At 71.0% G+C, this 21,492-nt stretch carries 17 protein-coding genes; 6 read left to right on the top strand and 11 right to left on the bottom strand.

Going from position 1 to position 21,492, the window contains the following annotated elements:
* Positions 1-16 precede the first annotated feature (16 nt).
* The 6 genes from ACWEFB_RS01855 to ACWEFB_RS01830 form a co-directional block, all read right to left on the bottom strand.
* Positions 17-1,015 carry a tyrosine-type recombinase/integrase gene (locus ACWEFB_RS01855; RefSeq protein WP_452281281.1) on the bottom strand — a complete coding sequence of 333 codons (999 nt, stop codon included), beginning with the start codon at positions 1,013-1,015 and terminating at the stop codon, positions 17-19.
* A gap of 685 nt (positions 1,016-1,700) precedes the next feature.
* Positions 1,701-2,282 (bottom strand): dihydrofolate reductase family protein, encoded by a 582-nt coding sequence (locus tag ACWEFB_RS01850; protein ID WP_452281279.1) that lies wholly within the window; start codon positions 2,280-2,282, stop codon positions 1,701-1,703.
* A gap of 486 nt (positions 2,283-2,768) precedes the next feature.
* Positions 2,769-5,153, bottom strand: a complete 2,385-nt coding sequence (locus ACWEFB_RS01845; RefSeq protein WP_452281277.1) for an ATP-binding cassette domain-containing protein — start codon at positions 5,151-5,153, stop codon at positions 2,769-2,771.
* Between the two features lie 487 nt (positions 5,154-5,640).
* Complete coding sequence (locus tag ACWEFB_RS01840) at positions 5,641-6,051, bottom strand: VOC family protein (protein WP_452281275.1); 411 nt, start codon at positions 6,049-6,051, stop codon at positions 5,641-5,643.
* Between the two features lie 5 nt (positions 6,052-6,056).
* Positions 6,057-6,506: a helix-turn-helix transcriptional regulator gene (locus ACWEFB_RS01835; RefSeq protein ID WP_452281273.1), complete on the bottom strand. Its 450-nt coding sequence runs from the start codon at positions 6,504-6,506 to the stop codon at positions 6,057-6,059.
* Positions 6,507-6,722: 216 nt separating this feature from the next.
* Positions 6,723-7,721 carry an ArsR/SmtB family transcription factor gene (locus ACWEFB_RS01830; RefSeq protein WP_452281271.1) on the bottom strand — a complete coding sequence of 333 codons (999 nt, stop codon included), beginning with the start codon at positions 7,719-7,721 and terminating at the stop codon, positions 6,723-6,725.
* 59 nt (positions 7,722-7,780) lie between these two features.
* On the opposite strand from ACWEFB_RS01830, the gene ACWEFB_RS01825 reads away from it, so the two are divergent.
* Positions 7,781-8,989 carry an MFS transporter gene (locus tag ACWEFB_RS01825; RefSeq protein ID WP_452281269.1) on the top strand — a complete coding sequence of 403 codons (1,209 nt, stop codon included), beginning with the start codon at positions 7,781-7,783 and terminating at the stop codon, positions 8,987-8,989.
* 44 nt (positions 8,990-9,033) lie between these two features.
* Here ACWEFB_RS01825 and ACWEFB_RS01820 read toward each other — a convergent pair whose 3' ends face one another.
* Positions 9,034-9,762, bottom strand: a complete 729-nt coding sequence (locus ACWEFB_RS01820) for an SDR family oxidoreductase (RefSeq protein ID WP_452281267.1) — start codon at positions 9,760-9,762, stop codon at positions 9,034-9,036.
* Between the two features lie 132 nt (positions 9,763-9,894).
* Here ACWEFB_RS01820 and ACWEFB_RS01815 point away from each other — a divergent pair, with 132 nt between their 5' ends.
* Both ACWEFB_RS01815 and ACWEFB_RS01810 read left to right on the top strand, forming a co-directional pair.
* Complete coding sequence (locus tag ACWEFB_RS01815; protein WP_452281265.1) at positions 9,895-10,371, top strand: peroxiredoxin; 477 nt, start codon at positions 9,895-9,897, stop codon at positions 10,369-10,371.
* 88 nt (positions 10,372-10,459) lie between these two features.
* Positions 10,460-11,185, top strand: coding sequence for a hypothetical protein (locus tag ACWEFB_RS01810; protein ID WP_452281263.1), 726 nt, complete (start codon positions 10,460-10,462; stop codon positions 11,183-11,185).
* A 66-nt stretch (positions 11,186-11,251) separates the two neighbouring features.
* On the opposite strand, the gene cydB is transcribed toward ACWEFB_RS01810, so the two are convergent.
* Positions 11,252-12,247, bottom strand: a complete 996-nt coding sequence (gene cydB / locus ACWEFB_RS01805) for a cytochrome d ubiquinol oxidase subunit II (protein ID WP_452281261.1) — start codon at positions 12,245-12,247, stop codon at positions 11,252-11,254.
* A gap of 14 nt (positions 12,248-12,261) precedes the next feature.
* On the bottom strand, positions 12,262-13,815 hold the full coding sequence (locus ACWEFB_RS01800; protein ID WP_452281259.1) for a cytochrome ubiquinol oxidase subunit I: 1,554 nt from the start codon (positions 13,813-13,815) through the stop codon (positions 12,262-12,264).
* Between the two features lie 159 nt (positions 13,816-13,974).
* Here ACWEFB_RS01800 and ACWEFB_RS01795 point away from each other — a divergent pair, with 159 nt between their 5' ends.
* A complete protein-coding gene (locus ACWEFB_RS01795) occupies positions 13,975-14,760 on the top strand; it encodes a lysophospholipid acyltransferase family protein (protein WP_452281257.1) in 786 nt (261 codons plus the stop codon).
* Positions 14,761-14,772: 12 nt separating this feature from the next.
* Here the strand turns inward: ACWEFB_RS01795 and ACWEFB_RS01790 are convergent, their stop codons facing one another.
* A complete protein-coding gene (locus ACWEFB_RS01790) occupies positions 14,773-15,306 on the bottom strand; it encodes a LuxR family transcriptional regulator (RefSeq protein WP_452281255.1) in 534 nt (177 codons plus the stop codon).
* Complete coding sequence (locus ACWEFB_RS01785) at positions 15,303-17,861, bottom strand: LuxR C-terminal-related transcriptional regulator (protein ID WP_452281253.1); 2,559 nt, start codon at positions 17,859-17,861, stop codon at positions 15,303-15,305. The genes ACWEFB_RS01790 and ACWEFB_RS01785 overlap by 4 nt, the downstream gene beginning before the upstream one ends.
* A gap of 206 nt (positions 17,862-18,067) precedes the next feature.
* Between ACWEFB_RS01785 and ACWEFB_RS01780 the strand changes: the two genes are divergently transcribed.
* Positions 18,068-19,621 carry a dynamin family protein gene (locus ACWEFB_RS01780; RefSeq protein WP_452281251.1) on the top strand — a complete coding sequence of 518 codons (1,554 nt, stop codon included), beginning with the start codon at positions 18,068-18,070 and terminating at the stop codon, positions 19,619-19,621.
* Positions 19,618-21,489 carry a dynamin family protein gene (locus tag ACWEFB_RS01775; protein WP_452281249.1) on the top strand — a complete coding sequence of 624 codons (1,872 nt, stop codon included), beginning with the start codon at positions 19,618-19,620 and terminating at the stop codon, positions 21,487-21,489. Before ACWEFB_RS01780 ends, ACWEFB_RS01775 begins: the two co-directional genes overlap by 4 nt.
* Positions 21,490-21,492: the final 3 nt, after the last annotated feature.

Below are 21,492 nucleotides of genomic sequence, written 5' to 3'. Positions count from 1 at the left end.
ACCAGGCAACAGGCAGTCACGGCCGCTCGCCAGCCAACCCGGTCAACGCCCGGTTCGTACGATTCGCCCGTACCGCCGCCCGCTGCTGGCCCGCCGTCACGTCGATGTAGTTCTGACTCGTCGTCAAACTCGCATGCCCCAACAACCACATGATTTCCGAAGCGGTGGCACCGTCCTCCGCCAACCTGGTCGCGAACGTGTGCCGCAACGCGTGCAACTGGGCGCCACGGGGCACCCGGTCGGTGATACCCGCGCGGCGGTAACACGACTCGACCAGGTACTGCAGCCCGCCACGACGCAGCGGCTCACCGTGCCGATCCACCAGCAGCACCGACTCCCGCCGCACCGTACGAGCCCCGAACCGCCGCCGCCGGCTGTCGAGATAGCCCGACACCACCGCGTCGAGCTCCGGCTCGATCGGAATCACCCGAGGCCGCCCGCCCTTACCGGCCACCTCGACCCGCCGCTCCCCGGGACGCCCGGCCAACGAACCCACCTGCAGAGCGAGCAGCTCGGACAGACGCAGCCCGGCGCAGAGCGCCAGGGCGATGACCGCCAAGTCCCGCTCGGGCCACGGGTGACGCTGCCGATGATCCTCGCGGGCGACGGCCTGCAGCAGCTGCTCCGGGGTGTCCTCGCCACGTAGCGGCTTGGGTAGGGGGAGTGGTGCCGCCGGTTTGTCCACCGCGGACATCGGGTTCCCGGCCACCACCTGGTCGGTGACCAGGAAGGTGAAAAAGCTGTTCCAGGTCGACCAGGCGCGATAGATGGACGCCACTGCCCTGGGGGTGGCGAACCGGGCGAATGCCGCCCGGAGGGTGCGGGCGGTGAGGGCGGACAGCGGAAGTTCGGCCAGGGGCAGGGGAGGGGCGGTGTCCTCGGCGATCAGATTCCCGATGGCGAGCAGGTCCCGGCGGTACGCCTGCAGGGTGTGGGGGGATGGTTTACGGGTGCCCCGAGCGGTCAGGAACTCCTCCACCAACTCAAGTAGCGGTATGTCACTTTTGTCCTGCATAAGGAATATTATGCATGTTTTACCGGTACAGCGGAACCGGGGCCGGTAATTGATCTTCAGGAGTGCGGAGACCGACCATCACGCGGGGCAGGGGCTCTCGCTGACGGTGGTGACCGCACTGACCGCCCGGCCGCAGCCTTGCTCGTGCGCACGCGCGACGAATGAACCGCGCCGGTCGACCCAGCGACCCGACATACCCGGGCTCCGGGCCGCCGGCAAGGCTGGCGGATCTTGGGATGATGTGAGCGGGGTGCGAGCCACATGATCGCTCAGGGGCGTGGGTTGACCCCTTCCATACGGGAGGACCGACGTACGCCTGTGCTAGTTGACATAATGTACATTATCGAACTTCTACTCCGGTGAGTCGAAGCAGACGAGAAGACTCATCGGAGCAGTGTGACTCCGTGCCCCAGCAAGGGTTGCGCGGTCTGTCGTACCGTGCTGCCAGCGGGATCCGACGAGGTCTGTTGGGCGCGGCTCGGTTGATGGGCGTGACCTCGGCATGCCGGCTGTCGTTCTCGGTCGTGGAGGCCGGTGGCGGCAACGTGGCGGGAGTCGCTCCCCATCTGATCGTGGTCGGTACGTCTCCCCTGCTGCGGCCTGACGATCAGACATTTGAAGGGATGCTGGCCGATCTTGTTGTCACCGTCCGCAGTGGACTTCTTGGCGTACCCGCCCAGGTCGGTCAACGGCGCACCCGATAGCGCAGGTGAAGCACCCGGTTGCTCTGAATCACCACGTCAGGATCCTCCAGCAGGTGCTGCGCGTCGACCGACCCGAAGTAGCGCTTGCCGGACCCGAACACGACGGGTACGACGTCCATGCGCACCTCGTCGACCAGGCCCGCGGCAAGCACCTGGCCACCCACCTCGCCAGCGGCGACCTCGACCATGCGGTCACCCGCAAGCTCCTGCGCCTTGGCCACGGCTGCCTTGACGCCGTCGACGAAGTGAAACGGCGCCTCGGGGTCCCAGCCCTCGGGCGCCGGCCGGTGCGTCACGACGACGACATGGTCGATCCCGCCCGGAGGCTTCCCGTCCCAGCCGTCCGTCATGTCGAAGACGTGGCGGCCGACGATTGTCACCCCGATCTGGTCCCAGTACGGCCGGGTGTAGTCGTAGGACGTCTGCGACACCTTCAGCGCGCCGCTCTCGTCCAACGGGACGTCACCGCTGGACAGCCAGTCGAACAAGGGTCCGGGCTGGTCATTCACGTCCGCGACGAAGCCGTCCACCGACACCGAGCTGTACATGACCACCTTGCCCACGGGGCTCTCCTCTGCTTTGGGGTGCCCACAAATTAGCGTGTCGTGAGCTGTCGCTCTTGTAAGAACACGCCCCGGTTGCCGAGCCGGGTCCAGGCGGAGAACCCGCACCTCACCTGCGGCAAGTCCAACTCGAAATCACTGGTTGCCGGGCTCCGGTAAATCGACGGCGATCGGTTCCGGGTAACGGCGGCAGACCGCCGATGGGAGTGGGGAACCGCTTCAATGCATCGGGTTACCAGTTTGGCGGAGTGTGCGCGGCGAAAGCGGGTGCTTCGAGGGACAGATGATCGCCCAGCCATGATCGCCGGTTCTCGGCTTTGCGAGGTCGTCAGTCAGGGAGGTCAGCGTGACCGACGACCTCGCCAACACCATGCTTTCGACTGCCTGCACGGACGGGCGTCCACCGACTCCGGCCAGATCCTTGATCACCGCCGGGAAGCACTCGGGTACTCCCCCGCGCGGTGATCAAGGGCCGGTGGTGCTTTGTCAGGCGCCGACGTAGGCGGCGAGGTGTTCGCCGGTGAGGGTGGAGCGAGCGGCGACGAGATCGGCGGGTGTGCCCTCGAAGACGATCCGGCCGCCGTCGTGACCTGCGCCGGGACCCAGGTCGACGATCCAGTCGGCGTGTGCCATGACCGCCTGGTGGTGCTCGACGACGATGATCGATTTGCCGGAGTCGATGAGCCGGTCGAGCAGACCGAGCAGCTGTTCGACGTCGGCGAGGTGCAGGCCGGTGGTCGGCTCGTCCAGGACGTAGACGCCGCCCTTGCCTGCCATGTGGGTGGCGAGCTTGAGTCGCTGCCGCTCGCCGCCGGACAGCGTGGTGAGCGGCTGGCCGAGGCTGAGGTAGCCGAGTCCGACGTCGGCGAGCCGGTCGAGGATGGCGTGGGCGGTCGGCGTACGGGCCTCGCCGGTGCCGAAGAACTTCTCGGCCTCGGTGACCGACATCGCGAGCACCTCGCTGATGTCCCGGCCGCCGAGGTGGTATTCGAGGACGGATGCCTGGAACCGCTTCCCCTCGCACACCTCGCAGGTGGTGGCGACACCGGCCATCATTCCCAGGTCGGTGTAGATGACACCGGCGCCGTTGCAGTTGGGGCAGGCTCCCTCGGAGTTGGCGCTGAACAGGGCCGGCTTGACGCCGTTGGTCTTCGCGAACGCCTTGCGGATCGGGTCGAGCAGTCCGGTGTACGTGGCGGGGTTGCTTCGTCGTGAGCCGCGGATCGCGCCCTGGCCGATCGAGATCACGTCCTCGCCGGCGGGGATCGAACCGTGTACGAGTGAGCTCTTGCCGGAGCCGGCCACGCCGGTGACGACGCAGAGGACTCCGAGTGGGAGGTCGACGTCGACGTCGCGGAGGTTGTGGGCGGTGGCGCCCCGGATCTCCAGGGTGCCGGTGGGTTTGCGTACCGTTTCCTTGAGGGTGGCGCGGTCGTCGAGGTGCCGGCCGGTGAGGGTGCCGCTGGTCCGTAGTCCCTCGATGGTTCCCTCGTAGCAGATGGTGCCGCCGGCCGTGCCGGCGCCGGGGCCGAGGTCGACGACGTGGTCGGCGATCGCGATCGCCTCCGGCTTGTGTTCGACGACGAGGACGGTGTTGCCCTTGTCCCGTAGTTGGAGCAGGAGGTTGTTCATGCGCTGGATGTCGTGGGGGTGCAGGCCGATGGTGGGTTCGTCGAAGACGTAGGTGACGTCGGTGAGCGAGGAGCCGAGGTGGCGGATCATTTTGGTGCGTTGTGCCTCGCCGCCGGAGAGTGTGCCGGCGGGTCGGTCGAGTGACAGGTAGCCCAGCCCGATCTCCACGAACGAGTTGAGGGTGTGTCGCAGGGTCGTGAGCAGTGGGGCGACGGAGGGTTCGTCGAGGTCGCGTACCCAGGTGGCGAGGTCGCTGATCTGCATCGCGCAGGCGTCGGCGATGTTGATGCCGTTGATTTTCGATGATCGGGCGGCCTCGCTGAGCCGGGTGCCGCCGCATTCGGGGCAGGTGGTGAAGGTTACGGCCCGTTCGACGAAGGTGCGGATGTGCGATTGCAGTGAGTCGATGTCCTTGGACAGCATCGACTTCTGGATTTTCGGGATGAGCCCCTCGTACGTCAGGTTGATGCCGTCGACTTTGATCTTGGTTGGTTCCTTGTGGAGCAGGTCGTGGAGCTCGCGTTTGGTGAACTTCTTGATTGGCTTGTCCGGGTCGAAGAAGCCGCAGCCGCCGAAGATGCGGCCGTACCAGCCCTCCATGCTGTAGCCGGGGATCGTGAGTGCGCCCTCGTTGAGTGACTTGCTGTCGTCGTAGAGGGCGGACAGGTCGATGTCGTTGACCGATCCCCTGCCCTCGCAGCGGGGGCACATGCCGCCGGTGATGGTGAAGCTGCGGCGCTCCTTCACGGTTGTTCCGCCGCGTTCCAGGGTGACCGCGCCCGCCCCGCTGATGGAGGCGACGTTGAAGGAGAACGCCTGGGGTGAGCCGATGTGTGGTTGCCCGAGTCGGCTGAAGAGGATGCGGAGCATCGCGTTGGCGTCGGTGGCGGTGCCGACGGTGGAGCGCGGGTCGGTTCCCATCCGCTGCTGGTCGACGATGATCGCGGTGGTGAGCCCGTCGAGTACGTCGACCTCGGGTCGGGCCAGCGTTGGCATGAAGCCCTGCAGGAAGGCGCTGTAGGTTTCGTTGATCATCCGCTGTGATTCTGCGGCGATCGTGCCGAACACCAGGGAGCTCTTGCCCGAGCCGGAGACGCCGGTGAACACCGTCAGTCGGCGTTTCGGAATCTCGATGCTGACGTCCTTGAGGTTGTTCACGCGCGCGCCGTGTACGCGGATCAGGTCGTGGCTGTCGGCGGCGTGTGGCGCGGGCGGCTGCGTGCCCGTCCTCGTGGCCATGCTCATGTGTCTCCATCTGTTGGGCGGCCCGCTCTGGCGGGCTCCGTCGACGTCGCCTGTTGGATGACCCGATCCGGGCGGTATGTCCGGTTATCCGTGGTGGTCGCGAGTACCGAGCCATCCCCCGCGCCGCTCGGCAGGTGGCGCCTCCGGGCCCCGGCAACGCGCGGCCTGACCAGCCGGGCGTCAGAGCGGGTGTCGCGCGTCAACTCGCCGGCGACATCCCGTCCACCCGCGCAAGCCTAGATGCGATGTGGGGAGATGCCGAACCAGCGGTACGGCGTGGCCGGCTGCGGGCGCCACGTCGGAGCCGCCGTCCGCGACGAATCGGTCGGACCGGCTGTACGGCAGCGTCACACGGGTGTGATTCGACAGGCCGGCGGGCGTCCCTGGTGCCGCCCGCCGGCCTGGCCATCAGGCAGCACCGGTCGGCACCGCGCCGGCTGCGCGTTCCTGCCCGGCTTGTCGCTGCGGGTTCCGGAGGCCCTCAGCGCAGTTGCTGGATGCGGATCAGGTTGCCCGCGTGATCGCGTACGGCGCAGTCCCGTACGCCGTACGGCTGCTCGGTCGGCTCCTGGACGACGTCGGCGTCGCTGGCCTGGAGCCGCTCGAAGGTGGCGTCGAGGTCCTTGGTGGCCAGGAGGATCCCGCCGTAGGTGCCCTTGGCCATCATCTCGGTGATCGTGCGGCGCTCGTCGTCGGTGATGCCGGGGTCGGCGGCCGGCGGGTGCAGGACGATGGAGGTGCCGGGCTGGTCGACGGGGCCGACCGTGATCCATCGCATTCCGCCGTAGCCGACGTCGTTGCGGACCTCGAAGCCGAGGGTGTCGCGGTAGAAGGCCAGGGAGGCGTCCGGGTCGTTGTGCGGGAGGAAGCTCGCGTGAATGGTGATGTCCATGGCAGTCACGCTAGCTGTGGGTGCGTGACCTGGGCTTCTCGATTCCTGATCGGTCTGGTCACCTGTTTCGCCACGCACGACGGCATCCCCGCCGTCGCGCGTGGCGCCTGGCTGCGATAGGTGCTGGGCGGCACGCCGACCAGTTCGGTGAAGCGGGTGCTGAAGGTGCCCAGCGACGCGCAGCCGACCGCGAAACAGACCTCGGTGACGCTGAGGTCGCCGCGGCGTAGGAGCGCCATCGCGCGCTCGATGCGCCGGGTCATGAGATAGGCGTACGGGGACTCGCCGTAGGCGCGCCGGAATTCGCGGCTGAGGTGACCGGCCGACATGTTCACACCGCGCGCGAGGGCCTCGACGTCCAGCGGCTGGGCGTAGTCCCGGTCGATCCGGTCGCGGACGCGACGGAGCCGGGCGAGGTCGAGCAGGTGCTGCGCCGGGGCGGATCTGCTGGTCACCTGCGTGATGGTGCCACGTCGGACCGGGGTTGCCCAACGCCGACCGGGTGCCGCCGCAGTCCGCGTGTCGGCTTCGGTATGGGTCGTGCCGTACGGCTGGTTGTCGTCGTTTCGGTCAGCCGGACACGAAACGGACGTGGTGACGCCGACGCTCCAGGGGATGTTCGGCGTTGCCCGGGTCGAGGGGGGCCTGCGGGGCGAACATGGTGGGCGCGTTCAGTCGCCGGCCAGGGTTCCGCCCAGCGGGGTGCGCTCGTAGCGTACGGATCGGCCGGTCCGGGTCCGCGTGACCAGGCCGGATTCGCGTAGGACGGCCAGGTGGCCGCCGACTGCGCCCAGGCTGAGACCCAGCTGGCGGACCAGTTGCGTGGTCGTCGCCGGCACTGCGAGGGCCCGCAGCACCTGCGCGCGGTGCGGGCCGACCAGCCGTGCCAGCGCCGTCGCGCCGCCCTGCGGGGCCGGCGGCCCGAGGAGGTTCGCGACGCCACGCGCCGGATACACCAGGGCGTAGGGCCAGGGTGGCTCGACGTAGCTGATGAGGGTGCCGAAGACGGTCGGCATCAGCAGGAGTCCCTTGCCGTCGAGTCGGTGCCGTTCCCAGTCGTTGCGGGGGCCGGTGCGCACCTCGATCACACCGTCGGCACCTTCGGAACGCCAGCCCACCCGGGAATCCAGGTCGGACAGCGCCGAGGCCCAGCCGTACATGGCGAGGTGTCCGGCGCGGTGCACCAGGTCGCGCTCGAGGACGGTACGCAGCCGTGGCCAGTCGGGCTCGACCAGGGTGTGCCAGGTCGCCTCGATCGCGTCCGCGAGCCGGGTGAGTACGTCCGGGGCGGACAGGATCTGCTGGACGTGGCGCGGCGGCGTACGCAGCCCGACGAGGTTGCGGGCGATCTCCGTGCGAACCTGGCGCAGTGGGGTCGCCCGGACGGTGGCGAGTTCGTCGGCGAAGTCGTCGCCGGTCCCCGACGGCGGAGGGTGGATGAAGTCGGCGTTGTAGGCGCCGCGGCGGAACAGTGTTGTCAGTGCCCCGACCGCAGGCGTCTCGGCGAGCAGGCGTTCGTACCGGGGTGCGATGCGCTCCGCCCAGGGCCGCAGGGGCCCGGCCGGCTGCTTGCCCGCCGCGACCCGCAGGGCGTTCATCGCCTCACCCAGCGGGGAGATCGCGTAGCGGGTGTGCGCCACGTCGACCGGCCCGATTTCGATGGCAAGCATCTTTCGCCTCCACGCGAAAGCCTAACGTCTGCGCCCGGGGCGCACCGAGACTGACCCGCATGCCGACACCCCGGGTCGCGCCGGTGCGGGCCACCTACCGTGAGGTGTTCGCGGTAGGTCAGTTCCGTGTGCTGTTCGCCGGTTACACGCTCTTCCTCGGCGGCGAGACGGTGAAGATGCTCGCCCTCTCGGTGACCGTGTACGCCTGGACCGGCTCGTCGATGCTGGCGGCGCTGGCGTACGTCGCCGGTTTCCTGCCGTACGCCCTGGGTGGGACGTTGCTGCTGGCGTACGCCGACCGGTGGCCGCCGCGGGCGGTGATGGTCGGCTACGACGTGGTTCGCGCCGTGGTCGCCGCTGTGCTCGCCGCCGGGCTGCTCTCCCCCACCGCGATGCTGGTGCTGGTGTTCGTGACCGGCATCCCCGGCGCGGTCGCGTCCGCGGCGCGCAGCGCGTTGCTGCCGGAACTGCTCGACGGCGACCGGTACGTGCTCGGCCGGGCCGTGTTCTCCATGGCTGCCGGTGGCACGCAGGTGTTCGGCTTCGCCGTGGGCGGGATGCTGATCGCGGGGCTCGGCCCGTACGGCGCGCTCTGGATGACCGTGGCGAGCTGTCTGCTGTCCGCCGTGCTGCTGCGCCTGCGGCTGGCCGGGCGGCCGGGTCGTGGCACGGCCGGGGGTTACGCGGTACGGCAGACCTGGCGGGTCAATCGCGAGCTGTTGCGCCGGCCGGCGATCCGTTCGTTGCTGCTGGCGCAGTGGCTGCCGCCGGCGATCGTGGTAGGCGCCGAGGGCGTGCTGGTTCCGTACGCCGTCGAGATCGGTGTGCCGGCCTCGGCCGGGCTGCTGTTCACCGCCGTGGCGCTCGGCATGCTCGCCGGTGACCTCGTGATCGGCCGGCTGGTCACCCCGGAACGAAGGGAACGGCTCGCCGGGCCGCTGGCTCTGCTGCTCGGCGCGCCGCTGCTCGGGTTCGTGGTCTCGCCCGGGCCGGTGCCTGCGGCGATGCTGCTGGCTGTGTCCGGGTTCGGGGTCGCGTACCAGTTGGGGTTGGCTCGGCGTTTTCTGGAGGTGTTGCCGGAGGCGTACCGGGGTCAGGCTTTCGGGTTGGCGGTGACCGGGACGATGACGTTGCAGGGGTTGTTCGCGGCCGCCGGCGGGGCGTTGGGCGAGGTGTCGGCGCCCGGCCTGGTCGTCGGTGCGGCGGGTGCGGCGTCCCTGCTGGCCGTGTCGGGCCTGTGGCGGGTGCTCGCCTCGCCGAGGGCTTAGCAGCGCGTGAGGAGCGCCGACACGCCCGCGTCACAAGGGCTGGTTCAGAGGCCGCCGGCGACTCTGAGGGTCGCCCCGGTGGTGTAGGAGGCGGCGTGGCTGAGCAGCCAGACGATGGCGGCGGCGATTTCGTCGGCCTGGCCGGCGCGGCCGAGTGGGACCCGTTCGGCGATCCGGGCGGGTCGGTCGGGTACGCCGGAGATGGTGTGCAGGTCGGTCCAGATGGTGCCGGGTGAGACGGTGTTGACCCGGATCTGGCGGGGGCCGAGTTCCTTGGCCAGTCCGATGGTGAGGGTGTCGGTGGCGGCTTTGACGGCGGCGTAGTGGATGTATTCGCCGGGGCTGCCGAGGGTCGCTGCGGCGGAGGAGACGTTGACGATCGCCGCTCCGGCGTTCATCCGGCGGGCGGCCTGCTGGGCGCAGAGGATGTAGCCGATCAGGTTGACGTCGACGACGCGGCGAAGGTCGGTCAGGGTGAGGTCGACGAACGGGCCGACCTGGCTGGTGACGCCGGCGTTGTTGACCAGGCCGGTGATGTCGCCGAGTGCGGTGGCGGCGTCGAAGAGGTGGGCGACCTGTTCGGGTTCGGTGGTGTCGGCCTGGACGGCGATGCCGCGTACGCCGGCTTCGTGGACGTCGCGCAGGACGGCGGCTGCGGCGTCGGCGTCGGCGCGGTAGCAGAGGGCGATGTGGTGTCCGGCGCGGGCGAGTTGTCGTACGGTGGCGGCGCCGATCCCGCGTCCGCCGCCGGTGACCACTGTTACCGGGTTCATCGTGACCTCCCTGCGTGTGGGGTGAGGTTAGCGCGCCGGTGCGGGGTGATCGTGGTGACGTGGCGCACGGCGTACGCTTCGCGCACTGTCGGGTGTTCCGCCGGGCGGTGCGGTGTCGCGGGAGGTGGACGGGTGGCCGAGGGTCTGCGGGTTGGTGATCTGGTCGATGATTTCGTGTTGCCGGACGAGACGGGTACACCCCGGCGGTTGTCGGACTTCCTGGCCACCGGTCCGGTGGTGGTGTTCTTCTATCCGGCGGCGTTGAGTCGGGGTTGTACGGCGCAGAGTTGCCATTTCCGGGATCTGGGTGTGGAGTTCACGCGCGTGGGTGCGCACCGGGTGGGGATCAGCCGCGATTCGATGGATCGGCAGCGGGAGTTCGCGGACCTGCACGGGTTCGACTATCCGTTGTTGTCGGATGTCGACGGGGTGGTGGCGGCACGGTTCGGGGTGCGTCGGCGGTTGGCTCCGGGGTCGTTGGGGACCCGGCGGATGACGTTCGTGATCGGCACGGATCGTCGGGTGGTCGAGGTGATCCGGGGTGAGTTGGACATGAACGGGCACGCGGATCGGGCGCTGCGGGTGTTGGCGTCGCGGGTGGACCGGTGAGTGTCCGTGGGGTGGGGTCGGTTCGACGTTGTCGGATCGGGCTGGTAGGAAGGCAGGAAATCAAACAGGTGTACGGAAGAAGGATCTGATGGCTGCCGCGCATACCGCTGTCCGAGGGTTGTCCACCGAGGAGTTGCAGAGCATCCGGGACACGTTGGCCGGTGGTCGCAAGCCGAAGGTGATGTTCACCGAGGCGGCGGGGCAGATCGCCGGGCAGATCGGTCAGGTGGTGGAGTTGACCGATCCGGCGACGTCGGACGAGTGGGTGGTGGTGCGGTTCGGTCGCGACGAGCTGCCCTTCTCCCCCACCGACCTGAGCATTCCGCCGCGCGGGGCGACGGGTCGCCGGGCCGAGCCGAAGGCGGAGGCGGCGGAGCCGGTGGAGAGTGTTCCGGAGCCGGAGTTCATGGTTGTCAGGTCGCCGGTGCCGGCGCCACGCGAGGAGGTTGCTGTGACCGCGGTGGACAGTTCTGTGGCGGCGCCGGTGGAGGCGGACGCGAAGCCGGCGCGGCGGGCGGTGGCGAAGCCGGCCCGGCCGAAGGGCCCGGCGGGGTTGACGGTGACGCTCGCGTACGCCGACGGGGAGTGGACGTTGGCGGCGACGCAGGGCACCAAGGCGCTGGCGAAGCCGTACGTGATCAAGCCGGTCGAGGCGTTGAAGATGGTGTCGTTGATCGACGTGCCGGGGGTCCACGAGGCGGTGGAGCAGATCATGTCGGTGGAGCGCAGTGAGGCCGAGCAGCAGGCGGAGAAGCTGCGGGCGGAGCTGGCCGAGATCGAGGCCCGGTTGGCGGAGTTGCGCGACGTCGGCTGAGCAGCGACGCGTACGGTGCGCCCCCGGAATCGGAGATTCCGGGGGCGTTTTGTCGGTGTCGGGCGGTCAGTGCGGGATGTTGGCGACGCTGATCCGGCGGCGGAACACCCAGTACGTCCACCCCTGGTAGGCGAGGACGACCGGGGTGAAGATGACCGCCACCCAGGTCATGATCTTGAGGGTGTAGGGGTTGGATGCGGCGTTGAGCACGGTCAGGGTGCCGGCGGGGTCGGTGGTGGAGGGCAGCACGTTCGGGTGGAGGGCGGCGAACAGGGTCGCCACGGCCAGGCCGATCGCGGTGGCGGTGCCGGCGAAGGCCCAGCCTTCACGGCGTACGAGGGTGGCGGCGAACGCGCCGGTGAGGGCGAGGGCCGCCGCGACGGCGAGGGCGACGGCGGTGGGGTTGTGTCGTTGGACCAGGGTCCAGGTGAGGAAGGTGGCGGTGAGGGCGAGCGCGGCCGGGGTCATCCGGGCGGCGAGGTCACCGGCGCGGGTGCGGATGTCGCCGTTGGTCTTGAGGGCGAGGAAGACGGCGCCGTGGGTGAGGAACAGGGCCGCGGTGGTCGCGCCGCCGAGCAGGGCGTACGGGTTGAGCAGGTCGGTGAGGCCGCCGGTGTAGTCGTGGTTGGCGTCCAGGGGTACGCCTCGGACGATGTTGGCGAAGATGATGCCCCAGCCGACGGCGGGGATGACGGACCCGGCGGTGATGACGGCGTCCCAGCGTCGTTTCCAGGGGGCGTCGGGGCGCTTGTGGCGGTACTCGAACGCGACGCCGCGGCCGATGAGGGCGACGAGGATGAGCAGGAACGGCAGGTAGAACCCGGACAGGAGGGTGGCGTACCACTCGGGGAAGGCGGCGAAGAGCGCGCCGGCGGCGGTGATCAGCCAGACCTCGTTGCCGTCCCAGACGGGTCCGATGGTGTTGATCAGTACGCGGCGTTCGCGGTCGTCGCGGCCGAGTACGGGTAGCAGTGCGCCGACGCCGAAGTCGAAGCCTTCGAGGATGAAGTACCCGGTGAACAGGACGGCGATGAGCAGAAACCAGACGGTGGTGAGGTCCACTGTGGGCTCCGGGTTCAGTAGGCGAAGGCGAGGGGCCGGTCTTCGTCGGCGGTGTCGTCGTCGGGTTCGGGTGGTGGGGTGAGGTCGGGTAGTCCGGCGCGGGCGTAGCGGAGCAGGAGCCGGACCTCGATCACGGCGAGGGTGGCGTAGATCAGGGTGAAGGTGGTGAAGGAGGTGACGACCTCGGTCATCGAGACGCTGCGGGAGACGCCGTCGCGGGTGAGCATCTCCCCGAAGACGACCCAGGGTTGGCGGCCCATCTCGGTGAAGATCCAGCCGAAGCAGTTCGCGGCCAGGGGCAGGATCGGCATGATGATCGCGGCCCGCAGCAGCCACCGGGAGGTGGGGGTACGGCCGCGGCGGGTGGCCCAGAGCGCCCACAGGGCGATGGCGGCGGCCGCCATCCCGAAGGCGATCATGAATCGGAAGCTCCAGTAGGTGATCGGGATGACCGGGGTGTAGCTGCCGGGGCCGTACTCGGAGACGTACTGGGCCTGCAGGTCGTTGATGCCCTGGACCTGCCCGTGGGGGTCGCCGGTGCCGAGGAAGCTGAGCAGGTACGGGATCTTGAGGGCGTACAGCTCGCGGGTGCCGTCGAGGCTGCCGATGGTCAGTACGGAGAACGCGGCGGGTTGTTCGGTGTGGTAGAGCCCCTCCGCGGCGGCCATTTTCATCGGCTGCACATCGGTCATGATCTTGCCTTGGAAGTCGCCGCTGATCAGGACGCCGACGGCGGCGACCAGGGTGACGATGGCACCGAACTTGGCGGCGAACCGGAACGCGCTGGTGTCGGTCGCGGAGTGTGCCGGAAGGGTCGCGGCGGATGGCCGGTTGCGCCACCGGCGGATCCGGTGCACGGGCGCTTGCGGGGTGGCGGCGGGGTCGGCGGTCGTGGCCTCGTCGGCGGTCGTGGCTTCGTCGTCGGGTGCCCCGGTGTCCCGGTGGCGCATGAGGTGCCAGAGGGCGACCGAGACCATCAGGGCGCCGGCGACGAGGAAGCACCCGGCGAGGGTGTGCGGGAACGTGGCCAGGGTGACCTTGTTGGTCAGTACGGCCCAGATGTCGGTGAGTTCGGCGCGCCCGGTGTCGGGGTTGATCCGGTAGCCGACCGGGTGCTGCATCCAGGAGTTCGCGGCGAGGATGAAGTAGGCGCTGAGAGTGGAGCCGATCGCGGCGGCCCAGATGGTGGCGAGGTGGATCCGCCGGGGCAGGCGGTCCCACCCGAAGATCCACAGGCCGAGGAAGGTGGATTCGAGGAAGAAGGCGAGCAGTGCCTCGATCGCCAGGGGGGCGCCGAAGACGTCACCGACGAAGCGGGAGTAGTCGCTCCAGTTCATGCCGAACTGGAACTCCTGCACGATGCCGGTGACGACCCCCATCGCGAAGTTGATCAGGAAGAGCTTGCCGTAGAACTTGGTGAGTTTGAGGTAGCGCTCGTTGCCGGTGCGGTACCAGAGGGTCTGCAGGATCGCGACGAGCAGCGACAGCCCGATGGTCAGCGGCACGAACAGGAAGTGGTAGACGGTGGTGACACCGAACTGCCAGCGGGCGACGTCCAACGCGTCCACGGGAACCCCCCAGGTTCTACGACGGCCTGTAGTAAATACTACCGACCGTCGTAGATGAGGGCGGGGGATGCCGGCGTGCGCTCGACCACACTCCCCCGCACCGCCCGCAACCGGTAGCCGCAACCCCGCGCGCCCCGACTGTGCGAGGATCGGCGGCTGATGGACACCGCGACCGATCCCCGCTGGCGGGCCCCCCGACTCTGGCGATTCCTGCAGATGGTGGCCCGGGCGCTGGTCGCCGTGGTCGCCCGGCTGCGGGTCACCGGCGACGTACCCGAGCAGCTACGGCACGGGCCACTGATCCTCGCCGCCAACCACATCAGCCCGTTCGACCCGGTGGTGCTCACCGCCGCCTGCCAGGTCCGCCGGATCGCACCCCGGATCATGGCCACCGGCGGCCTGTTCCGCACCCCGGTCGTCGGCACGGTCATGCGCCGCAGCGGTCACATCCGGGTCGACCGGCGCACCGCCGAGGTCGGCCAGGCCCTGCACACCGCCACCGGCGCCGTCACCGACGGATCCGTGGTGCTGCTCTACCCGGAGGGACGGATGGGGCTCGACCCCGGTATGTGGCCCGAACGGGGCAAGACCGGAGCCGCCCGGCTCGCCTTCGCCAGCGGCTCGGTTGTCGTACCCGTCGCGCAGTGGGGCGCCCACGAGGTGCTGCCGTACGGCACCCCGAAGGGGCTGCTGCGCGCGGTCGGCCGGGCACTCGTACGCCGCCCGGTGATCCGGGTGCACTTCGGCGAACCCGTCGACCTGGACGGGCTCGACCCGACCGTATCCGGAGCGGCCAGGCGGGCCACGGACCGGATCATCGACGCGCTCACCACCACCCTGGTGCCGCTGCGCCCCGACGAACCCGACGGCCCCCGCCACCGCGACCCGACCCGCCCCACCGAGACCACCCGAGTACACCGACGCTCCGACCCACCCCCGGTGTAGGAGCGCGCCCGGCTACTCGGGGCGGCGTTGGCGCAGGTACGCCAGCACCGCCTCACGGGTGCTCCGTACGCCGAGCACCTCCCGGGCCTGCGCGATGCGCCGGTTCGCCGTACGCAGCGACAGGAACTCCGCCGCCGCGGCCGCGATCGTCTCCCCGTTCGCCAGACGCTCCAGCAGGGCCCGCTGCTCCGGAATGAGCTGCACCGCCGCCGCCGGGGAATCGGCCTCCGGGCCACCGTCCGGGGTCCGGAACACCTCACCGAGCCGGTCCAGGTCGGCCAGCAGGGCCCGGCCGACGTCACCGCCCGCCTCGACGATCGCCACCACACCCGCGCCCCGGGCGGCGGCGAGCACCACCAGACGCGCCGTCTCCAGATCCGGCACCCGCCCGAACAACAGCACCCGTGCCGCCGTCAGGTCCCACCCGCCCTCCGGCAGCGCGAAACCCTCCCGGGTCGACCAGCCCGCCCGGGCGAGCCGACGCAGTACCGCCGTGGCGTCGACCGCCGAGGACACCACGTAGCGCGGCGAATCCGTCCCGCTCACCGGCCCACCTCCGACACCGGACGGGCCGCACCACCGGCACGCGGGGCCGGCACCTCGACCGCCCCGGTCAGCACCAACGCCGCCGCCTCCGTACGCGTACGCGCCCCGAGCTTGCGCATACCGGATCGGATGTGCGTCTCCACCGTCTCGGTCGACACCCCCAACTGGCCCGCGACCCGACGCGTCGGCTCACCCGCGGCAACCAGACGCAGGACCTCACGTTCCCGGTCGGTAAGTGCGTTGCCCGCACGCGGTCCCCGGCTGTCGCGGCGCACCGAGTGCCGCCGCAACGCCCGCCGGGTACGCCCCAGCAGGACCACCAGGCCCGCGTCGGTCGCCAACCGCTCGGCCTCCAGCAGCGCCGGCACCGCCCGCCCCGGATCCGGATCATGCAGACCGTGCGCCAACAGGCACCGCACCTCCTCCCGGACCACCACGTCGCGCCACCCGGCGGCGGCCCGGGTGAACCCGGTTGGATCGTGCGTCGCTCGGTCCCAGGCGGTCAGGGTCTGGTCCACCACCGGCAGCGTCGCCGGTGGCACCGGGACCGGGGTGCGGTCGACGGCGGCGTCGTGCGCCGCCCAGCGGCCGGTGATCCGGCGCAGCCCGTCGAGCAACGGCGAACCGGACACGGCGGCATCCGCGACCGCGCGTTCCGGTTGCCCGTCGAGCCAGGCAGCCTCCCGGCCGACCCAGTCCAGCAGACCGCCCGTCGGTGCCGCCATCGCGGCCAGCCGCGCCCGGGCCGGGGCCAGCAGCCCACCGTCGGCCTCGACCAGGCTCGCCGCCGCCACCGCGTACACCCGGGCCAGGGTCGGCAGGGTGCGCTCGGTCAGGTCACCGGCGCGGCGCAGCACCTCGTCCGGGTCCGTCCCGGTCCGGCGCAACGCCGCGGACCACAGCGACGCGGTCAGGAACCGGGTCTGCCAGCTGTAGGCGAGGTCGGACGCGCACCCGGCGGCCGCCGCCGCGGCGGCCCGCTCGGCCTCGACCAACCGGGCGTCGGCGAGCAGCGTCTCCACCAGCAACCAGGCACTCCACCTCGCGGCGAGCACGTCACCGGCGGCCGACGCCACGTCGACCGCGTCGCGCAACGACTCCTCCCACCCGGGGGTCCGGGACGCGGCCAGCACCGCCGCGCACGCCGCCCGCAGACCGGGATGCGACGGCCGTGCCCCGTGCCGGGCAAGGACCCCGGACAGCGCCTCGACCGCCGAGGCGGGGTCGTCACCGAGCCGGGCCAGGAGCAGGACCCGGTCACGGGCGGCGACGAGATCCGGGGCGGCCGAGTCGGGCACCGGTGCCGCCGCCGCCCGCGCCCCCGGCAGGTCACCGACCTGCACCAGCGCCTCGGCCCGCAACACCGACGCGGCCACACCCAGCGGGGCGGCGGTGGTCAGGACCCGGACGGCGGCCCGGGGACGGCCGCAGGCCAGCGCGGCACGGGCGGCGTCCATCCGTACCGCCGGATCCGGGTGGACGTCCGGCAGGGCACACGCGAACAACAGCAGGTCCGCCCGCTCCCCGGCGGTGGCCGCGTCCCCGGCCGCGGTGACCGCCCTGGCGTACGCGGCGGCGCCGTGCCCCGCCGCGGCCAGGTGCCGGGCCGACTCACCGGCCGGAACCAGGTCCGCCAGCCGCCGGTGCAACGCCGCCCGCCCGTCGGGGTCGAGCATCCCGGCCGCGACCTCCGCCAGGTACGCCGACACCGGGGCGACGGTCCCGTCCCCGAGGTCGGTGACCAGGGCGGCGGTGAGGAGTTCGTCGACACCCGCGCCGAGCAGCGTGACGGACGCCGGGCGGCCCAGCAGGCCGAGCGCGGCCAACGCCGTACGGGCCGGACGGGTCAGGTCGGCCAACGCGGTCGCCACGACGTACCCGATCTGGTCGACCTCGGCGGCCGGACCGGCACCGGGCCGGGTGCCGGCCGCCTGCCGGGCCAGTACCGTCACCGCCAGCGGTGCCCCACCGGCCCGGCGGACCACGTCGGTGACCGTCACCGGATCCAGACCGGGCGCGGTGGACCGGACCAGGTCCGCCGCCGTGACCGCGTCCATCGGCGGTACGGCCAACCACCCGGCAGCCGTCTCACGCAACGCGGTCACCGCCGTCGCCGGCAACCGGTGCGGGGTACGCAACGCCACCACCACCCGGCAGTGCACCGCCAGCGGCACCACGGCGGCAAGGGTCGCCGGGTCGGCCCACTGCAGGTCGTCGAGGAGCAGCAACCCGCCGCGTACCCGGGACCGGACCGCCTCGGCCAGCAGCGCCGGGTCCCCGGTCGGCAGCCGCACCCGCAGTGCGTGACTGAGCGCGAACGCCGGCACCGACCGCAGGGTGGCCAGGCCGCCGCCGCGCCACACCGGCCCGTGGAACGCCGCACCGAGGCGGGACAGCACGGTGCTGCGCCCACTGCCGGGGCCACCGTGGACCACCACCAGGCCCGGTGCGGTCAGCAACGCCGCCGCCCGGTCGAGCAGGGCGCGCGCGGATGGGTCGACCGGCTCGTGTCCGTGGACACGGCCGTCGGGTACGCCGCCGAGTGCGTGCCGCACTGGGTCCTCCCCGCCAGGGCTCGCGGCCACCACCGCAGGGGGCGGTGGCACGAACATGGGATCCTGCGCCGGCAGGATATTCGTAGTGTGGGTCCGGCAGGGGCGCCCCGCCCTGTCGCCGCGTCGGAGGGACGTCCAACGATATGAGCGAGCAAGACCGCCGTGACCATGCCATTGTCGCCGACCGTACCGCCGGCTGACGAGTCATGGGGTCAGGTCCGCTCGGTGCCCGCGTCGCCGCGCTCTGCGACGAGGTGGGGCCCCGGCTCGGTGTTTCCCTGCAGGGACAGGTGTTCGGCGTACGGCGGCGGCTCGACGAACCGCTGCGGGTGGCGATCGCCGGCCGGCTCAAAGCCGGAAAGTCGACACTTGTCAACGCGCTCATCGGCCGCCGGGTCGCGCCGACCGAGGTCGGTGAGTGCACCAGGGTCGTCACCCAGTTCCGCTACGGCACCGCCGACCGGGTCGACGTGGTCCGCCGCGACGGCTCCCGTACCAGCCTGCCGTTGGACGAAACCGGCATGATCCCGTCCCGGCTCGGGGTGCCGCGCGCCGAGATCGGTTACGTCGACGTGACGCTGACCAGCGACCACCTGCGGGACCTGACCGTGGTCGACACCCCCGGTCTGGCCTCGACGAACACCTCCGTCAGCGACGGGGCCAACCGGTTCCTGCACACCGACGCCGCCCCCTTCGACGACGACATCGACGACGACTCGACCGGGGCGATCTCCGGCGCCGAGGCGATCGTCTACGTGTTCACCCAGGCCGTACGCGACGACGACGTGCGGGCCCTGGCCGCGTTCCGTTCGGTCTCGGCCCGGCTGGCCAGCAACCCGATCAACTCCCTCGGCCTGTTCAACAAGGTGGACAAACTCGTCGGCGGGACCGGTGACCCGTGGCCGGTCGCCGGGCCGCTCGCCGCCGACCAGGCCCGGGTGCTGCGCCGGGTGGTGTCCGACGTGGTCCCGGTGGTGGGACTGCTGGCCGAGACCACCGAAGCCGGGCGGCTGACCGCCGCCGACTGCGAGGCCCTGCGTACGCTGTCGCGGCTGCCCGCGACCGAACGGCTCATCCTGCTCGCCTCGGTCGACCTGTTCACCACCCGCGACTGCGCCGTGCCACGGGCGCAACGGGAGCGGCTGCTGCGGCTGCTGGACCTGTACGGCATCGGGTTCGCCCTCGCCCAGCTCGCCGCCGTACCGGACCTGGCCAGCGGTGACCTGGTCCGGGCCCTGTTCCGGGCGTCCGGCCTGCCGCGCCTGCGTTACACCCTCGACCAGGCGTTCCGGTGGCGTACCGACGCAATCAAGGCCGGCTGGGCGCTGTCCGCGCTGGAGAAGATCGCCAGCCACGCCACCTCGGCCGCCGACCGGGAACTGCTCCGCGACGGCATCGAACGGGTCCTGCAACAGCCCGACTACCACCGGCTGCGGCTGCTGGAGGTCGCCCAGCTCGTCGGGACCGGCACGGTCGAGCTGCCCGAACCGATGGAGCGGGAGCTGAACCGGCTGGCGCTGTCCACCGATCCGGAGTGGATCCTCGACCGCCCCGGCGCCGGGGCACCGGAGTTGGCCGAGGCGGCGCTCGCGGCCGCGACCCGGTGGCGGGTGTACGCGGTCGCCGGATCCGGCCCGGCCCAGTCCCGGGTGGCGCTGGTCGTACACCGGGGTTTCTATCTACTCTCGCAACGGATCCGCGCCGGTACGCCACCACAGCCCGTACCTCCCGCGGTCGGCTACGAAGGGCGGGCACGGTGACGGCGGCGGCGGAGGCAAAACCGGAGGCGCTGGGCAAGCTGCTGGCCGGGGCGGTGCAGACGTCGCTCGCGTACCTGCGCAAAGCCGACCCGGACGCGGCCGCCGAGGTCGACACCGCCCTGCGCCGGGAGGTGACCCGGCCGGCGATCGTCGTCGTCGTCGGTGAAACGAAACGCGGCAAGAGTTCACTGGTCAACGCGCTCATCGGGGCGACCGGTCTGTCGCCGGTCGACGTGGCGGTGGCGACCAGCACCTACCTGGAGTTCGTGCCGGCGGCCGACGCGGGTGCCCGAGCCTTCCTGCCCGGTCGTACGGAACCGGTCGAACTCGGCCTGGCCGATCTGCGCAACTGGGGCACCGCGGGCGGGATCCTGCCGGACGGGACACGCCCGCCCCGGCGGATCGAGGTACGGCACCCGGCGCCGCTGCTGGAGCACCTGAGTCTGGTCGACACCCCAGGCACCGGGGGGCTGGACCCGGTCCACGCCGAGATCGCCCTGGACGCGGTCGAACGGGCCACCGCGCTGCTGTTCGTCGTGGACGCCTCCGCCCCGTTCGGCAAACCCGAACTCGACTTCCTCATCGAGGCCAGCAAACGGGTCAACCTGGTGGTGTTCGCGTTGACGAAAACCGACGCGTACCCGGGTTGGCGGACCATCTGGGCGGACAACCGGGCCCAGTTGCAGGCACACGCCGCCCGGTTCGGTGCCGCCGCCTGGTTTCCCGTCTCCGCCCGGCTTGCCGAACTCGCCCTGACCCTGCCACCGGAGGCGGCCACCGAACTGCTGCGCGAATCCCGGATCGGCGAACTGCAACACGCCCTGGTCGACCTGGCCGGCAAGAGACACCTGCTGGACCGGGCGAACGCACTCCGTACGGTCCGCAGTGAACTGGTCCGGCTGGACCTCGGCATCGGCGCCCGGCTCAGCGCCACCGACCCCGAACCGGCGGACGTGACCCGGGCCAAGGACGAACGAGCCGCCCTGGCCGCCCGCAAACGCACCGAGTCACGGCAGTGGTCGCTGGCGCTGAGCACCGAAACCCAGCGGGCCCGGGTCGAGGTGACCGGCCTGCTGCGCGGCTACCTGGGTGCGTTGCAGGAGGAACTGCTCAACACCATCGACAACGGAAGGGGTGAGGAGATCAAGAACCTGCCGGGGAAGGTCGATGAGTCCCTCCAGGCGCTGTCCGTACGCCTGTCACGGGACCTGGAGTCCCGGTTCGCCAAGGTCGCCGAGCGGGCCCTGGCGCAGGTGTTCGCGCCGCACGAGTTGCAGTTCGTGCTGCGCCGGCTCAACGCCACCCTGCGGCACGCGCTGGCCAGCAAGCCCCGGCGCGACGGCGGCGGCGCCGACAACGTCATGATCGCTATGTCGGCCGGTGGGATGGCGTTCATGGCCGGGCGGGGGGCGATGGCCGGTGCCTCGGCCCTGGGCGCCGGGACCCTCATCGGCGGCGGCCTGCTGGTGCCGTTCGCCGGTCTCGGGCTCGGCCTGGCCGCGGGGGCGTTCATCCTCTACCGGCGGCGGGTGCAGTCTGACCGGCAGCAGGCCCGGGTGTGGCTGCGGGAGGTGCTCGCCGAGGCCCGCGCCGCACTCTCCGACGAGGTCACCCACCGGTTCACCGACCTGCAGTACGCGCTGACCCTCGCCCTCGACGATGCGATCGAACGGCGGCTGCGGGAACTCGACGCGCACATCGCGGAGATCGACAAGGCGATGGCCGAGGACAAGTCGACCCGGGCCAGGCGTCGTACCGTGTTGCAGGCCGAACGGGAGACGCTGCGGGCCCGGATCAAGCAGGTTGACGAGGTACTTTCCCGGACCCGGATGTTGTCGCCGGTGCCGGCCACCGACGGGCGGGGGTGACCA

It is taken from the genome of Micromonospora sp. NPDC004704, assembly GCF_053601675.1.
This window is presented reverse-complemented; position numbering and strand designations above follow the sequence as displayed.

What these genes read in the sequence shown, in the direction of transcription:
- ACWEFB_RS01855 (WP_452281281.1), bottom strand. Translation starts at nt 1,015, where the DNA reads ATGCAGGACAAAAGTGACATACCGCTACTTGAGTTGGTGGAGGAGTTC.
- ACWEFB_RS01845 (WP_452281277.1), bottom strand. Translation starts at nt 5,153, where the DNA reads ATGGCCACGAGGACGGGCACGCAGCCGCCCGCGCCACACGCCGCCGAC.
- ACWEFB_RS01840 (WP_452281275.1), bottom strand. Translation starts at nt 6,051, where the DNA reads ATGGACATCACCATTCACGCGAGCTTCCTCCCGCACAACGACCCGGAC.
- ACWEFB_RS01830 (WP_452281271.1), bottom strand. Translation starts at nt 7,721, where the DNA reads ATGCTTGCCATCGAAATCGGGCCGGTCGACGTGGCGCACACCCGCTAC.
- ACWEFB_RS01825 (WP_452281269.1), top strand. Translation starts at nt 7,781, where the DNA reads ATGCCGACACCCCGGGTCGCGCCGGTGCGGGCCACCTACCGTGAGGTG.
- ACWEFB_RS01820 (WP_452281267.1), bottom strand. Translation starts at nt 9,762, where the DNA reads ATGAACCCGGTAACAGTGGTCACCGGCGGCGGACGCGGGATCGGCGCC.
- ACWEFB_RS01810 (WP_452281263.1), top strand. Translation starts at nt 10,460, where the DNA reads ATGGCTGCCGCGCATACCGCTGTCCGAGGGTTGTCCACCGAGGAGTTG.
- ACWEFB_RS01795 (WP_452281257.1), top strand. Translation starts at nt 13,975, where the DNA reads ATGGACACCGCGACCGATCCCCGCTGGCGGGCCCCCCGACTCTGGCGA.
- ACWEFB_RS01780 (WP_452281251.1), top strand. Translation starts at nt 18,068, where the DNA reads ATGGGGTCAGGTCCGCTCGGTGCCCGCGTCGCCGCGCTCTGCGACGAG.